Annotated in this window: 13 protein-coding genes and 1 pseudogene; 11 read left to right on the plus strand and 3 right to left on the minus strand. The window is 46.2% G+C overall.

All coding sequences use genetic code 11. From position 1 onward, the window contains the following. Window positions 1-45: 45 nt before the first annotated feature. The 7 genes from catD (at window position 46) to lnrN (ending at window position 6,757) form a co-directional block, all read left to right on the plus strand. Window positions 46-450, plus strand: a complete 405-nt coding sequence (gene catD, locus NSQ12_RS04420) for a DoxX family oxidoreductase CatD (protein WP_003244204.1) — start codon at window positions 46-48, stop codon at window positions 448-450. Window positions 451-467: 17 nt separating this feature from the next. After that, complete coding sequence (catE, locus tag NSQ12_RS04425; protein ID WP_003233597.1) at window positions 468-1,325, plus strand: catechol 2,3-dioxygenase; 858 nt, start codon at window positions 468-470, stop codon at window positions 1,323-1,325. Window positions 1,326-1,442: 117 nt separating this feature from the next. Next, the gene (gene lnrJ, locus NSQ12_RS04430) at window positions 1,443-2,645 is read left to right on the plus strand and encodes a two-component system sensor histidine kinase LnrJ (RefSeq protein WP_080477803.1); all 1,203 of its coding nucleotides are present in this window, start codon (window positions 1,443-1,445) and stop codon (window positions 2,643-2,645) included. Then, window positions 2,642-3,304, plus strand: a complete 663-nt coding sequence (gene lnrK, locus NSQ12_RS04435) for a two-component system response regulator LnrK (RefSeq protein WP_339176030.1) — start codon at window positions 2,642-2,644, stop codon at window positions 3,302-3,304. Before lnrJ ends, lnrK begins: the two co-directional genes overlap by 4 nt. A 143-nt stretch (window positions 3,305-3,447) precedes the next feature. Further along, window positions 3,448-4,383 (plus strand): linearmycin resistance ATP-binding protein LnrL, encoded by a 936-nt coding sequence (gene lnrL, locus NSQ12_RS04440; protein ID WP_339176032.1) that lies wholly within the window; start codon window positions 3,448-3,450, stop codon window positions 4,381-4,383. Window positions 4,384-4,394: 11 nt separating this feature from the next. Next, window positions 4,395-5,585: a linearmycin resistance permease LnrM gene (lnrM, locus tag NSQ12_RS04445; protein WP_339176034.1), complete on the plus strand. Its 1,191-nt coding sequence runs from the start codon at window positions 4,395-4,397 to the stop codon at window positions 5,583-5,585. Between the two features lie 14 nt (window positions 5,586-5,599). Continuing rightward, entirely contained in the window at window positions 5,600-6,757 is a 1,158-nt protein-coding gene (lnrN, locus tag NSQ12_RS04450) for a linearmycin resistance permease LnrN (protein ID WP_339176036.1), read from the plus strand. Window positions 6,758-6,829: 72 nt separating this feature from the next. On the opposite strand, the gene padR is transcribed toward lnrN, so the two are convergent. Continuing rightward, entirely contained in the window at window positions 6,830-7,378 is a 549-nt protein-coding gene (gene padR / locus NSQ12_RS04455) for a transcriptional regulator PadR (protein WP_003233588.1), read from the minus strand. A 272-nt stretch (window positions 7,379-7,650) separates the two neighbouring features. On the opposite strand from padR, the gene estB reads away from it, so the two are divergent. The 3 genes and pseudogenes from estB to NSQ12_RS04470 all read left to right on the plus strand — a co-directional run bounded on the left by estB (window position 7,651) and on the right by NSQ12_RS04470 (window position 10,100). Next, window positions 7,651-8,283 carry an esterase EstB gene (gene estB / locus NSQ12_RS04460; RefSeq protein WP_230488078.1) on the plus strand — a complete coding sequence of 211 codons (633 nt, stop codon included), beginning with the start codon at window positions 7,651-7,653 and terminating at the stop codon, window positions 8,281-8,283. 188 nt (window positions 8,284-8,471) lie between these two features. Next, window positions 8,472-9,560 (plus strand): acyltransferase family protein, encoded by a 1,089-nt coding sequence (locus tag NSQ12_RS04465; protein WP_144483443.1) that lies wholly within the window; start codon window positions 8,472-8,474, stop codon window positions 9,558-9,560. Window positions 9,561-9,672: 112 nt separating this feature from the next. Beyond that, window positions 9,673-10,100: pseudogene (locus NSQ12_RS04470) on the plus strand (metal-dependent hydrolase). Here the strand turns inward: NSQ12_RS04470 and NSQ12_RS04475 are convergent. Both NSQ12_RS04475 and NSQ12_RS04480 read right to left on the minus strand, forming a co-directional pair. Next, on the minus strand, window positions 10,097-11,653 hold the full coding sequence (locus NSQ12_RS04475; protein ID WP_213385776.1) for an MFS transporter: 1,557 nt from the start codon (window positions 11,651-11,653) through the stop codon (window positions 10,097-10,099). The pseudogene NSQ12_RS04470 and the gene NSQ12_RS04475 sit on opposite strands and share 4 nt — an antisense overlap. Window positions 11,654-11,764: 111 nt before the next feature. Then, window positions 11,765-12,247: a MarR family transcriptional regulator gene (locus NSQ12_RS04480; protein ID WP_015252522.1), complete on the minus strand. Its 483-nt coding sequence runs from the start codon at window positions 12,245-12,247 to the stop codon at window positions 11,765-11,767. A 171-nt stretch (window positions 12,248-12,418) separates the two neighbouring features. Between NSQ12_RS04480 and mprF the strand changes: the two genes are divergently transcribed. Further along, the gene (mprF, locus tag NSQ12_RS04485) at window positions 12,419-14,989 is read left to right on the plus strand and encodes a bifunctional lysylphosphatidylglycerol flippase/synthetase MprF (RefSeq protein WP_015715530.1); all 2,571 of its coding nucleotides are present in this window, start codon (window positions 12,419-12,421) and stop codon (window positions 14,987-14,989) included. The last annotated feature ends 4 nt before the right edge of the window (window positions 14,990-14,993 follow it).

Consider the following 14,993-nt stretch of genomic DNA (forward strand, 5'->3'; position numbering starts at 1 on the left):
CTAGCTTACATTAAGTAAGTGATAACATTTATCAAGGAGGATAAAATGAATAAATCATTTGAAATTGGCACATTACTTTTAAGAGTTATTACAGGTATTATCTTTTTTGTTCACGGTTTATCAAAGTTTCAGGGAATGGAGGGCACCATCCAATTTTTCGGCAGCATAGGCCTTCCAAGCTTTATGGCGTATGTCATCGCAGCGATTGAACTCATTGGCGGAGTGCTTGTCTTCTTCGGATTGGCTACACGTATTGTCGGTGTACTGTTCGCTCTTACACTGATCGGCGCCATCATCACTGTTAAGCTGAAAGCGCCATTCATGGGCAATGCAGAATTTGATTACCTTCTGCTTTTGACATCCATTCACCTGGCGCTTACTGGAAGTCGATTCCTGGCGCTGGACCCATTTGTGTTTAAAGGAAAAAAGAACGGAAACGTTTCAGCATAAGAAAAGAGGCATGCAGCATGACCAGCATTCATGAGGATACACACATTGGCTATGCCAAACTCACAATTCGCAGTCTGGAGCGTTCGCTTCAGTTCTACTGTAACGTCATCGGTTTTCAAGTCTTAAAAAAGACGGATCGCCAAGCGGAATTAACGGCTGACGGGAAACGCGTACTGCTTATTCTTGAAGAAAATCCGAGCGCTGTCGTCTTGCCTGAACGGTCTGTGACAGGCCTTTATCACTTTGCGATTCTTCTTCCGGACAGGAAAGAACTTGGGATCGCGCTCGCCCGCCTAATTGAACACGGCATTGCTATCGGACATGGAGACCATGCTGTCAGCGAAGCGCTCTACCTGTCTGATCCTGACGGAAACGGCATTGAAATGTACGCTGACCGCCCCCGCAGCACGTGGCAGCGTGATCGGGAAGGAAACTATGTCATGACGACAACCGCTGTTGACATTGAGGGCCTTCTGGAAGAGGCAGGAGATGAGCGGAAAACATCGCTTCCGAACGATACAATCATCGGACACATTCATCTGCATGTCAGTGATTTGAAAGAAGCAAAGGCGTTTTATACAGATGTACTGGGCTTTGACATTGTCGGAAACTATGCGGGCATGTCCGCCCTCTTCGTTTCAGCCGGGGGGTACCACCATCATATCGGCTTAAACATTTGGGCGGGAAGAAATGCGCCGCCTAAACCGACAAATGCCAGCGGACTAGATTATTACACTGTTGTCCTGCCTCACCAAGAGGAGCTGGATTTGGTGGCAAACCGAGTCAAACATGCCGGGTATTCGATTGAAGAGACGGAAAACAGCTTTCGTGTGAAAGACCCTGTTTCCGGCGCCTATATTACATTTGTGATTTAACTGCAATCCCCTTGCCGAAATAACGGCAGGGGGATTTTTTATTTTCCAGAAACTCCTGTCAAAAATGCCCTGAGGCAGGTATGATAAGAAGGGAATTGGGTATCGGGAGTGATGAGCGTGAAAGCTCTTTTTTTTACGAGAATGTTCACCTTGATGGTGAGCTGTTTAATGTATCTGTCCATTGTGAAAGAGGATAACTGGTTTGGATATGTATTTATAGCAGCAGGTGCTGCCATGTATGCAGCCAATCATGTTTTGCTGACAAAAGAGACAAATGCCATCTGGTTCTGCCTGATTGATATTGCAATCGGCTTTTCGTTCGGATTTATCTTTCCCGGCACAGGTTTGTTCATTATTATGCTTTGTCCGGTTGCGGTCGCCTTTTTTCTGCGGGGGTTTCCTAAAAGAACAGCATGGTCTGTCTTATGTCTTTCCTCTATTTTATTTTTGACCGTCCTCATCCGTACATATGCGATGTTCGGCAATGAATTTGTCATTGATCATTTGACTAGCATGACATTCGTTGTCTTCTGCGGTGTCGTGGGCAAATTAATCCGCAAGCTGTTGGATGCGCAGGATACGGCAAAACAGCAGTTTCAGGAACTGACGGAGTCCCATCTGGCGCTGTCTGCTGCACATCAGGAGCTCCATTTATATGCGAAGCAGGTTGAAGAGCTGACTGCCATTTACGAGCGGAACAGAATGGCGCGGGAAATCCATGATACAGTGGGGCATAAAATGACGGCCCTTCTCGTCCAGCTGCAGCTTTTGCGTGAATGGCAAAAAAGAGACAGCCAAAAAGCGGATGAGACAGTAGGTGTCTGTGAAACACTTGCCCGTGAAGCGCTTGATGATGTCCGCTTATCAGTACGCACTCTGCAAACTGAAAACGATCCTTCGCTAATCGAATCGCTGAAACAGCTGACAGAGGACTTTTGCAAAAATGCAGGGGTCACAACAGAATTTGCGGTCAGCGGCGATCCTGCAATCATTCCGCTGTCTCTTCATCCGACCCTGATCAGAACGGTGCAGGAAGCGCTGACCAATGCCAAACGGCACGGCGGCGCCACAGCTTGTTCGATACAGCTTGCCTGCACAACGGACAGCATCAGCCTTGTCATTAAGGATGACGGAAAAGGCAATCCCGAAGCGGCACTTGGCTTTGGCCTCTTGAATATGAAAAAGCGGGCAGCGGAGCATGGCGGAACGATCCGCTTTGAAAGCGAACAGGATCAAGGATTTACTGTAAATGCAGAATTTTCACTTGCCAATAAAAAATGGAGCTTCAGGCCCGTGCAGCAAAAGGAGAGTTTATCATGATTAAGATCATCATTACCGACGATCAGGATATCGTCAGAGAAGGGCTGGCATCCCTGCTCCAGCTCCGAGAAGAGCTCGATGTGATCGCAACGGCGCGAAACGGACAGGAAGCATTCGAAAAGGCGAAAGAGCTGGAGCCGGATATCGTATTAATGGACATCCGCATGCCGGTTTCCAACGGGGTGGAGGGAACAAAATTAATCACAAGCTCATTGCCCGGCGTAAAGGTTTTGATGCTGACAACCTTTAAGGATTCAGCGCTGATTGCTGAAGCGCTTGAAGAAGGAGCAAGCGGGTACCTGCTGAAGGATATGTCGGCAGATACGATTGTAAAAGCGGTGATGACTGTTCATTCTGGCGGAATGGTGCTTCCGCCGGAATTGACTGCCCAAATGCTGAATGAATGGAAGCGTGAAAAACAGCTGAAAGGAATAAATGAGATAGAAAAACCTAAGGAGCTGCTCGACCTGACCGAGCGCGAAATCGAAGTTCTGGCTGAGCTGGGGTACGGGCTGAATAACAAAGAAATTGCCGAAAAGCTTTTCATTACAGAAGGCACAGTCAAAAACCACGTTTCAAATATTATCAGCAAGCTGGCTGTCAGGGACAGAACCCAAGCCGCCATTTACTCGGTCAGATATGGTGTATCTGTCTATTGACATATGACGTTTTGCATATACGCTTCTCTGAAAAGGCCTTTTACAGGCCTTTTTTTCATGCCCTATGTTCTATCTGCCGCTACATGCCGCACGCCTTTCTTTCTTCTACAATGGCAATGGATCAAAAAAAGGAGTGAGACGACGTGCTGCAAGCAGAAAACATCAAAAAGGCATACGGAAAAAAAACAATCGTGAAAGGCATTTCTTTTTCCCTCAAAAAGGGGGAGTCGTTCGGTCTGCTCGGGCCAAACGGTGCGGGGAAATCCACAACCATTTCGATGATTTCCGGCCTTGTGCCGCATGACAGCGGGAACATCACGGTGGGCGGCTATGTCATCGGAAAAGAAACGGCCAAAGCGAAACAAAAAATCGGCATTGTTCCGCAGGAAATTGCATTATATCCGACGCTGACGGCTCATGAGAATCTTATGTTTTGGGGGAAAATGTACGGACTTACGCACGGTGAGGCCAAAAAAAGATCGGCTGAGGTCCTTGAATATGTCGGTCTGACTGAGCGGGCTAAAGATAAGATTGAAACGTTCTCCGGGGGGATGAAACGAAGAATCAACATCGGTGCGGCTTTAATGCATAAGCCCGAGCTGCTGATTATGGATGAACCGACTGTCGGTATTGACCCTCAATCGAGAAATCACATTTTAGAAACGGTCAAACAGCTCAACGAAACGGGCATGACGGTGATCTATACGAGTCATTACATGGAAGAAGTTGAGTTTTTATGCGACCGGATCGGGATAATTGATCAGGGGGAAATGATTGCGATTGGCACAAAAACTGATTTGTGCAGCCGCCTTGGGGGCGATACCATCATTCAGCTCACGGTCAGCGGGATCGATGAAGCGTTTCTTTTGGCGATCCGTTCCCTGGCTCATGTGAATGATGTAACAGTCCAAGAGTCAGAGCTCAAAATTGACATTTCTGCGGCTCATCATGAGAAAGTCGTCACCAGCCTGCTTGCTAAAGCTGCTGCTCATCATATAAACCTGCTGTCCCTTCAGGTGCAGGAACCGAATCTGGAGCGCCTGTTTCTGAATCTGACCGGCCGCACGTTGCGGGATTAGGAGGGACGGCTATGAAAAAAAGCATATGGATCGCCTGGAAAGATGTCAAAATCAGAATCACGGACAGAAAAGGATTTATGCTGCTTATCCTAATGCCGCTCATCCTAACATGTATTTTAGGCGCGGCGCTCGGATCAGTTGTTGACGGAGGCAGCCGGATTGATGACATCAAAGTCGGCTACATTCAATCAGACCAGTCAGATGCAGCGAACATGTTTACAAAAGATGTTCTCAAAAAAATGAAGTCGATAAAGGCCACAAAAGCTGGCAGCGAAGACAAGATGAAGAAGCTGATTGATGAAAAGAAAATTGATGTAGACATCGTCATCCCGAACCATTGGGAAGCCGGCAAAACCTCAGCTGTTGTTTATGCCGCACCTGATCAAACATTGAAAAGTTCCATCATCGAAACAGCTGCCAGCTCTTTTATAGAGCAATATAAAGCGGTAAAGGAAGCCGCGTCAGCCTCAATGGACTACATCAGCAAAACGGAAGCTGTACAGCAAGGAAAACTTGACCCTGCACAGTTTGCAGAAAAGCTGGCAAAGACGCTAGAAAAAGAAACAGGTGACAAGCTGACTATTGCGGAAAAATCTGTCGGAAGCAAAGCCGTTACCAGTTTTCAATACTATTCGGCTGCAATGCTTTGCATGTTTATGCTGTTTCATATCACAGTCGGGGCGAAATCGTTTTTACAGGAAAAGGATACGGAGACGCTTGCCAGAATGCTGATGACGCCTGCGCAAAAATCCGTCATTCTCTTCGGAAAATGGCTTGGGACGTATCTTTTTGCCATCATACAATTTTTCATATTTCTGATCGTCACAATCAATGTATTTGGTGTGGACTGGGGCGGCAATTTGCTGTTTGTGAGTGTACACGGGCTTTCTTACGCCGCAGCTGTATCTGGTATTTCAATGCTGCTTGCGTCGTGCATCAGCGATATGAAATCTGCAGATGCGATAGGCGGCTTCGGCATTCAATTGCTTGCGGTTCTGGGCGGGTCCATGCTGCCGCTGTACCAATTTCCGGACGTCTTGCAGTCTGTATCCAAAGCGGTGCCAAATCGCTGGGCGCTTGACGGCTTTCTTTCTTTAATGGAAGGGGGAGGCTGGGCTGACCTTCAAAAGCCTGTGCTTCTTTTTGCGGCGATCGGCCTTTGTTCACTTGTAATTGGTATCAGACGGCTTCATACAAGATAAGGAGGGTACAAAAGGTGAAAAAAATCATAGCCATTTGCGGCATTGAGCTTTCTCTCATTTTTAAGAAGCCGCAGAACTATTTGATCATGTTTGCTGCCCCGCTTTTGCTTACCTTTGTATTTGGGAGTATGCTCGGCGGCAATGATGATAAGGTGCGGCTTGCAATCGTTGATCAGGACGATACGATTCTCTCACAGCATTATATTCGGCAGCTGAAGGCACACGATGATATGTATGTATTCGAAAAAATGTCTGAAAGCAAAGCGTCAGAAAAGCTGAAACAAAAGAAAATTGCCGGGATCATCGTCATTTCCCGCTCGTTCCAGACACAGCTGGAAAAAGGCAAAAACCCTGAGCTGCTTTTCCGTCACGGCCCTGAGCTGTCGGAAACGCCGATGGTCAAACAATATGCAGAAAGCACATTGGCAACGCTCAATTTTCAGGTGACCGCGGCAAAAACGGCATCGCAGACAGCGGGAGAGAACTGGAAGGCTGCGTATAAAACCGTTTTCGCCAAAAAACATGAAGATACAGTTCCGGCAGTAACACGACAGACGCTCAGTGATAAAAAAGAGGGTGCGGAAGCAAGTGACACAGCCTCCAGAGCAGCAGGGTTTTCCATCCTGTTTGTCATGCTGACCATGATGGGAGCGGCTGGAACCATTTTAGAAGCAAGAAAAAACGGCGTATGGTCCAGATTGCTTACAACCTCTGTCAGCCGAGCTGAAATCGGTGCTGGGTATGTGCTTTCCTTCTTTGTTATTGGCTGGATTCAATTTGGCATATTGCTTCTCGCAACCCATTGGCTGTTTGGCATCAACTGGGGGAATCCGGCTGCGGTTATGGTGTTGGTGTCGCTTTTTCTGCTGACCGTTGTCGGCATTGGATTGATGATTGCGGCCAATGTCAGAACGCCAGAACAGCAGCTTGCGTTCGGTAACTTGTTCATCATCGCAACATGTATGGTGAGCGGGATGTATTGGCCGATCGACATTGAACCGAAATTTATGCAATCCATCGCTGAATTTCTTCCGCAAAAGTGGGCGATGAGCGGGCTGACAGAGATTATCGCTAACGGTGCCCACGTCACAGATATTCTCGGAATCTGCGGCACTTTGCTTGCATTTGCTGCGATCACTTTCGCAGCGGGGCTTAAGGCGCTCCGAGCCTAAAAAACATCTGCCGTTTAGGCAGATGTTTTTTTGCATGTGGGTACATTCGTATGGGTGTAGCCTGAACTGCGGTTAATCCTTATCTATCATAGCTAAAATTGATTCCAGCCAAGAAACGTAATTTTTCTCCCGCTCCAGCGCTTTCGTTAGCACAAGATAGTGGCCGAAGTCCGGTGAAGAAAATGACATCGGCTCTGCTGAAGCCATAAGCTTTTCATAGCTTCCCTGTAAGTCAGAAAGCTTGGCCTGTCGTTTTTGCAGCTGGTCTTTGAACAAATCAGAAGCCTCCTGGCGCGATAGACAAGAAATGAAATAAGCCTTCAGCATAAATTCATCCTTCACCGTCTCGGGTATCGGCTGGTGGCGGATCAGCCAGTCATGCAGCTCCTGCTTTCCGCTGTCTGTCAGGGTGTACATCTTTTTCTCCAGCTTTGTGCCCTGAATCGTTGTCCGGAACGTGATAAATCCTTCATCCGTCAGCTTTTTGAGCTCAGGGTAAATCTGGCTGTGCTTGGCGCTCCAAAACTGGCCGAGCTCCTCTTTAAAATAACTCGTAATATCGTATCCACTCAATTCGCCTTTTCGCAAAAGCCCTAATATGGCGTATTTTAATACTCTCATGCTATCCTCCGTGTCTGGCTGTTTCGCAAAACAGATAAGCCGGTGCTCAACTGTGATTCTAACTGCCTATTTCCCTTATTATAGAAAAGGGAGGAAGGGAACACAACCGGGCTCTTTGGAAATGAAGATAAAAGGTTTGTCAGAAGGTATCCGATTTATCTCCGTCAATATAAAAGAGATTTAAATTTAATTTTCAGAAAAAATATTAACCATATTGATTTTTTATGTATAATAGGAAATTGGTGGTGTAAACATTTTAAGGGGGAATAAACGTGAAAAAAGTACTTATGGCATTCATTATTTGTTTATCGCTGATTCTATCTGTTTTAGCCGCTCCGCCGTCTGGCGCAAAAGCTGAATCAGTACATAATCCTGTCGTTTTTGTTCATGGAATAAGTGGTGCATCATACAACTTTTTCGCTATTAAAAACTACTTAATTTCTCAAGGCTGGCAAAGCAACAAACTGTATGCAATTGATTTTTATGATAAAACAGGAAATAACCTAAATAACGGCCCGCAGCTTGCTTCATATGTTGACCGTGTTTTAAAAGAGACGGGGGCAAAAAAAGTAGATATTGTGGCTCATAGTATGGGAGGCGCCAATACGCTGTACTATATTAAATATTTAGGCGGGGGCAATAAGATTCAAAATGTCGTAACGCTTGGCGGGGCTAATGGTTTAGTGTCATCAACGGCGCTGCCGGGTACAGATCCTAATCAAAAGATCCTCTATACATCTATTTACAGTCTCAATGATCAAATTGTCATCAATAGCTTGTCTCGGTTACAAGGAGCGCGAAACATCCAGCTTTATGGCATCGGTCATATTGGCTTGCTCTCTAATAGCCAAGTGAACGGCTATATCAAAGAAGGGCTGAATGGCGGAGGCCTCAATACAAATTAATATCTTCAAAAAACAACCTGCTGTCTCCGTTACAGTGGGTTTTTTCGTCTGAGAAAGCCATAGGGTCTTATGACCTTAGTCTATCATGCATACGTCAATTTATGACATCAGGCACTTTTTCAAATAGAGCGGACATGTTAAGGTACAACCATCGATTTCTATCAATTTGAAATAAAAGGAGCGCTGTTATGCAAATTAAAGAAATTTTTATGATCCGCTGCATTTCGTGCTTAAGTGTCGTCTTGCTCCATATCATTTCAATGGTCCTGATGCTTCAGGCAGAAGCTCTTGCAGATATTTCTCACACTGTTGATTCTTTCCGCACACTCCTGATGTTCAGCACGCCCGCTTTTATTTTCATCTCTGAATTTTTACTGGCCCGTTCTTATCCTGATGGGGTGCCTGACGGTTTTTTAAAGAAGCGGGGAAAAGTGATTTTTGTTCCTTTTCTATTTATCGCGGCCATCGATGCGCTGCTGATGACCAGTGCGATGGGGGGAGAGGTAACCTTTCTCGCGTTTGTGCAAAAATATCTGGCGAACGTATTCTTAGGAAACTTTATCGGATACTTCATTCTCGTCATCTTTCAATTTTACATGCTGCATATGATGTTTCATGAGTATTTGAAAAAAGCATCGCCGAAATGGGTGCTGTCTATCTCATTTGTGGTGACAGCCGCTTATTTAGGCTATTTCTCCGCAGCCAGCCCGGCTCCTGCTTCTGATGAGGGCGGGGCATTTCCGTTCTTCTGGGTTCCGTTCGCAGGCTGGCTTTTCTACTTTTGTCTAGCCTACTATTGCGGAAAAGAATACAAGCGTTTTTTAGCGTTGCTGAACCAATACCGCTGGGTGGTGTACGGCGCCGCAATTGCTTCTGGGGCGCTGGTTGTCACTGTTTCTTATGTGGGTGAAATCGGCATGATCAGCTCGAAGCGGCCTGATATCATGCTGTATTCAACAAGCATGATTTTTCTGTGTTTTCACTTGTTCTCCAAAATGAAGCATGTGCCGAAAATCATGATGTTTATCAGCAACTATTCCTTTTCGATTTATCTGCTTCATGCCTATTTTATGATTATAGGCTACGTGTTGCTTTTGAATATGCCCGAAATTCCTGCCGTACCAGCTGTTCTCCTGTTGTTTGCCGTGTGTACAGCCGGCCCGATTATGACTTCATGGGCGCTGAATAAGTTCAAATATGGGTATTTATTTGTGGGGAAAATTTATCAGCCAAAACAGAAGAAGGTAACAGTCGAAGTGCGTGATCACGCAGGGTGAAAAACAAGCGGCAGGGGGGGCTCCTGCCGCTTGTTGTGTATTAAATCATACAGTATACACAATCTTTTTCTTGTAAAATAAAGGAGAAGATTGAATAGAAGGGAGAACATGCATGACATCAGTCAATCTAAGCTACCCAATAGGAGAATACAAGCCGAGGGAATCCATATCGAAGGAGCAAAAAGATAAATGGATTCAAGTACTTGAAGAAGTGCCGGCAAAATTGAAGCAAGCTGTAGAGGGCATGACGGACAGCCAGCTTGACACACCGTACCGGGACGGTGGATGGACCGTTCGGCAAGTTATTCATCATCTGGCTGACAGTCATATGAACAGCTATATTCGTTTTAAATTGAGCTTCACGGAAGATGGACGGCTCTGCTCCGCACTCTGACGGATCAGCAATTTAAGCGCCGATTTTATCACCCTGATACAAAGGAGATCATTACCCTGGAGAACGCGCTCGGCCTGTATGTCTGGCACTCACATCACCATATCGCTCATATTACGGAGCTTTCCAGACGAATGGGGTGGTCTTAACGCTTTTGCCGGCGGAAAGCCGGAATACTGATAGCAGCAATCACCAGAAGTGAGATCACAGCAGCCGCTGCATATAAATGATCATAGCCGCTGGCGACACTCGCATGAATGGCGTCGCTTATCGCGGTTTTGACTTCAGGAACGGGAATGCGTTCGATTTGTTCTTGTAAAGAAGAAACATCAGAACTGTCGATCTCCGGAATCATCTGCATCGCCTTTTCTGAATATCCGCTGTCCAATAAGCGGCTGTTGATCTCATTACCTATTTGGTCAAACCCGGCTGTGATAAAACCTGCATAAAGAGTAGGCGCCAAGGTCAGTCCAATTTGCCTTACTAATGAAAGCGTGCCAAGAGCTGTACCCTTATTTGTTTTTGCCGCTTCTGATACAAGGACGTTCAGCGGAGCGCCTAACAGAAAGCCAAAACCGATCCCAGCTGCCACACTTGCGATCACAAACTCCCATTTTTCCGTCACCCAGAGCGGAAATAAAGCAAACCCCGCACATGAGATGATTCCCGAAAGAATAACGGTTTTTACAGGACCTTTTTTGTCGGTAAGCGCTCCGCCAAGCCAAGCGCCGATTCCGGAAGCCAACGCAAGCGGTGTCATCCAATAGCCTGCTTTTGCGGCAGGGACACCCAAATACTGCTCGACATATGACGGGATAAAAATGACTGCCGCCAAGAGCCCCCCGGATAACAAACCGATGATAAGCGTGCGCTGAAACATATGGTTTCGCAGCAGAGAATACGCCAAAATGGGATCGCCTCCTCGCATTTCAACTCTCTTTTCATACGAGATAAGCGCTGCAAAACAGAGTATGCCAAAAATAATACATCCATAAACCTCCGGATTCCCCAAGCTGTGTAAGAGATTTGCCCCGTCAAGGTTCGTCATGCCGTACATCACGGCTAAAATCGACAGGGATAGAAAGAAGATTCCGGCCGTGTCGAGGCGCTTAGCTTCAGGTGCTTTTGTTTCCGCGATAAAGTATGCGCCGAAAACAACCAATAGCACGGCAATCGGCAAATTAATCAAAAATAGCCAATGCCAAGACCCGGTCCAATCAAGCAGAAAGCTTCCGATATTTGGCCCGAGCACAGCGGCCATCCCGTTCATTGCGCCAAGCAGCCCAAGCGCCTTCCCCTGTTTTTCCTTTGGAAGGGTCGCGAGAATGTGAGAGCTGCCGATGATGAAAATCCCGCCGCCTCCAAGCGCCTGAATCAGCCGCGATATCAGAAAGAGCGGGAAGCTTTGGCTCAAAGCAACAAGCAAAGAACCAAGTCCGAACAGGCAAACCTCAATGAGAAAGAGTTTTTTTCTGCCGTAGCGGTCGGAAAGCTTTCCGACGATTGGCACACTGACGCTAAGACCGAGCGTATAAAGGGTAATGCCCCATGATCCCCAGGAAGGAGAAACGGAAAACGACTCGTTTATCGTTGTTAAGGCAGCTGAAATAATTCCGTTATCTAGCGCAGCCATAAATACACCAATCGTAAACAGGCTGATCGCCCACTTTTGGCCTTTCTGCTCTGTTAATGCTTCAGGCATATTCATCAACCCCTTTTTTATTCACTCAAAGTATATTATTCATTTTAAATGAACTAAATGTCAAATAAAAAAAGCCTGCTCCCGCAGTTTGCGGATGACAGACTTACAGATTTATTCTTTTTTCGCATTCTCTAATGCTCTTGAAAGGATAGACAGCCCTTCGGAAACAGCCTGCTTTTCTTCAGGGGACAGCAGCTCTAATGAACGCTTCAATTTCAGGTGGCCTTTTTCATACAAACCCCGGAAAATCTTTTTCGCATTTTCTGTCAACTGAACAACTACAGAGCGGCGGTCCTCTTCAGAATGTGAGCGTTTGACAAATCCTGATTTTTCAAGCCGGTCAAGCAGCCCAGTTGTATTGGATAGGGAAGCCCCCATTTTTTCAGCAATGTCGCTCACTTTCAATGTTCCATGGTTGTTTAATAGCATCAGCACTTTCATTTGCGGCATGCTCATATCCAGCTTCATCCACTCGGACACATCACCGAGCCCGGCGGAAGTTAAGACTTTCATATAGAGCACCCATATTTCCCGTTCCTCCGATGAAAGAATGTTTTCGTTTAATACTGTTGTATCGTGTAAATTATATTCCATTTCATCACTTCCTCATCATTCACTCCTCTTACCATATTACTCGATTTTCACTCCTGAAAGAAAGTGAGCAGAAACCGCATGCGGGACTTTGTCCGAAAAATAACGGTAGTGTATAATGAGTTGGAGATTATTGGGGGAGAGGATCGAACTAGAATATGATTGGAGAGACCATTGCTGATTAAAAAGAATGCTTTATCAATATTAAAAATCGTTTTTCCTATTGCTGTTTTGCTATTTGTTATTTATCAATCGAAAAAAGAACTGACAAATCTGTCATTCAAACGTACGCTCATGGTCATCAACGGACTGGAACGAACTGACTTATTTATGCTTGTGTTGATCGGCTTGCTGGCTGTTGCGGCCATGTCGCTGTATGATTACGTCCTGAAATACTCACTTCGCCTATCGATCACAAACGGAAAAGTATTCAGGGTTTCCTGGATCGCCAATTCATTTAATAATGTGCTGGGCTTCGGCGGTTTAGCCGGCGTCGGGTTAAGAATGATGTTATATAAGGAGCATACGAAAGACCATAAGGCACTCGTGAAAGGAATCGCCTGGCTCACATCATCTATGCTGCTCGGATTATCTGTTTTCAGCATTTTCGTCGCTGCGAGAGTGCTGCCAGTGGATGAAGTGATTCATGAAAAGCCTTGGCTATGGGCGGTCGTTATCGGTTTTGCGCTGATATTGCCGCTGTCTTTGGCGGTGTCCAAAATAAAAGACCGCAAAGCTGGGGACGAAGAGAATGCGGACAAAGTGAAAAATCCGATTTTCGCATATATTGGAGCTTCAGTTGTTGAATGGCTCATGGCCGGGATCGTCATCTATTTTGCTTTGTTCGCTATGGGCATTCATGCAGATATCAGGTATGTGTTCGGGGTGTTCGTCATTGCGGCGATCGGAGGAATGATCAGCCTCGTGCCGGGCGGCTTCGGCTCGTTTGACCTTTTATTTTTGCTGGGGATGGAGCAGCTTGGCTATCATCAGGAGGCCATCGTTACTTCTATTGTGTTGTACAGGCTCGCCTATTCATTTATCCCATTTATCTTGGGACTGTTCTTTGCCGCAGGCGACCTGACGGAAAATACAATGAAGCGGCTCGAAACGAACCCGCGCATCGCACCGGCAATTGAGACGACAAACGTTCTGCTTGTTGTTCAGCGTGCGGTATTAGTGAGAATTTTGCAAGGCTCGCTTTCCCTTATTGTGTTCGTAGCAGGTCTGATTGTCCTGGCCTCAGTTTCCTTGCCGATTGACCGGCTGACGGTTATACCGCACATTCCGCGCCCGGCGCTTTTGCTGTTCAACGGCCTGTCCTTAAGCTCAGCGCTCATTCTGCTGATTTTGCCTATCGAGCTTTATAAACGGACAAAACGTTCCTATACGATGGCCATTACAGCGCTTGTCGGCGGCTTTGTGTTCAGCTTTTTAAAAGGGCTTAACATCAGCGCGATATTCGTACTGCCGATGATTATCGTATTGCTTGTGCTATTGAAAAAACAATTTGTCCGCGAACAGGCATCCTATACACTGGGACAATTGATATTCGCTGTGGCGCTGTTTACTGTGGCGCTCTTTAACTACAATCTGATCGCGGGCTTTATTTGGGACCGGATGAAGAAGGTGCTGCGTCACGAATATTTCGTCCACAGCACCTCGCATATTACACATGCAACCATCATGGCGATCATTATTGTGCCGCTGTTCTTCTTGATATTTACAGTGGTCTATCATAAGAGAACGAAACCGATCGGAGAGAAAGCTGACCCTGAGCGTCTTGCTGCGTTTCTTAATGAAAAAGGCGGCAACGCGCTGAGCCATCTCGGTTTTCTTGGAGATAAGCGGTTTTATTTTTCCAGCGATGGGAATGCACTGCTTCTGTTTGGGAAAATCGCCAGAAGGCTGGTCGTGCTCGGCGATCCGTCTGGCCAAAGAGAATCATTCCCGCTTGTGCTGGAAGAATTTCTGAACGAAGCGCATCAGAAGGGATTCAGTGTTTTGTTCTATCAAATTGAACGAGAGGACATGGCGCTGTATCACGATTTTGGCTACAACTTCTTTAAATTGGGCGAGGAAGCATATGTAGATTTAAATACATTTACCTTGACTGGGAAGAAAAAAGCCGGCCTTCGGGCAATCAATAACCGCTTTGAGCGGGAGGAGTATACTTTCCATGTGGATCATCCCCCATTTTCTGATGCGTTTTTGGAGGAGCTGAAGCAAATCTCAGACGAATGGCTCGGCTCGAAAAAAGAGAAGGGATTCTCGCTCGGATTTTTTGATCCTTCCTATTTACAGAAAGCGCCGATCGCCTATATGAAAAATGCAGAAGGAGAGATCGTTGCATTCGCAAATGTCATGCCGATGTACCAGGAAGGAGAGATATCGGTTGATCTGATGCGCTATCGCGGCGACGCTCCAAATGGCATTATGGACGCATTGTTTATCCGTATGTTTTTATGGGCAAAGGAAGAGGGCTGCACGTCATTTAATATGGGGATGGCACCCTTGGCTAATGTCGGCACTGCCTTTACATCCTTCTGGTCCGAAAGGTTTGCCGCTGTCATTTTTAATAATGTCAGATACATGTACAGCTTCAGCGGCCTAAGAGCCTTTAAAGAAAAATACAAACCGGAGTGGCGAGGGAAATACTTAGCGTATCGGAAAAACAGATCTCTTTCTGTCACCATGTTCCTCGTTACACGTCTGATTGGCAAAAGCAAAAAAGACTCCGTCTAATAAG

The organism is Bacillus sp. PS95 (genome assembly GCF_037963565.1).
Classification (GTDB): domain Bacteria; phylum Bacillota; class Bacilli; order Bacillales; family Bacillaceae; genus Bacillus; species Bacillus subtilis.

Bases quoted from the DNA above. Each gene is read 5' to 3' on its own strand.
- catD (WP_003244204.1), top strand. From the start codon at position 46: ATGAATAAATCATTTGAAATTGGCACATTACTTTTAAGAGTTATTACA.
- catE (WP_003233597.1), top strand. From the start codon at position 468: ATGACCAGCATTCATGAGGATACACACATTGGCTATGCCAAACTCACA.
- lnrK (WP_339176030.1), top strand. From the start codon at position 2,642: ATGATTAAGATCATCATTACCGACGATCAGGATATCGTCAGAGAAGGG.
- lnrM (WP_339176034.1), top strand. From the start codon at position 4,395: ATGAAAAAAAGCATATGGATCGCCTGGAAAGATGTCAAAATCAGAATC.
- padR (WP_003233588.1), bottom strand. From the start codon at position 7,378: ATGAGAGTATTAAAATACGCCATATTAGGGCTTTTGCGAAAAGGCGAA.
- NSQ12_RS04465 (WP_144483443.1), top strand. From the start codon at position 8,472: ATGCAAATTAAAGAAATTTTTATGATCCGCTGCATTTCGTGCTTAAGT.
- NSQ12_RS04475 (WP_213385776.1), bottom strand. From the start codon at position 11,653: ATGCCTGAAGCATTAACAGAGCAGAAAGGCCAAAAGTGGGCGATCAGC.
- NSQ12_RS04480 (WP_015252522.1), bottom strand. From the start codon at position 12,247: ATGGAATATAATTTACACGATACAACAGTATTAAACGAAAACATTCTT.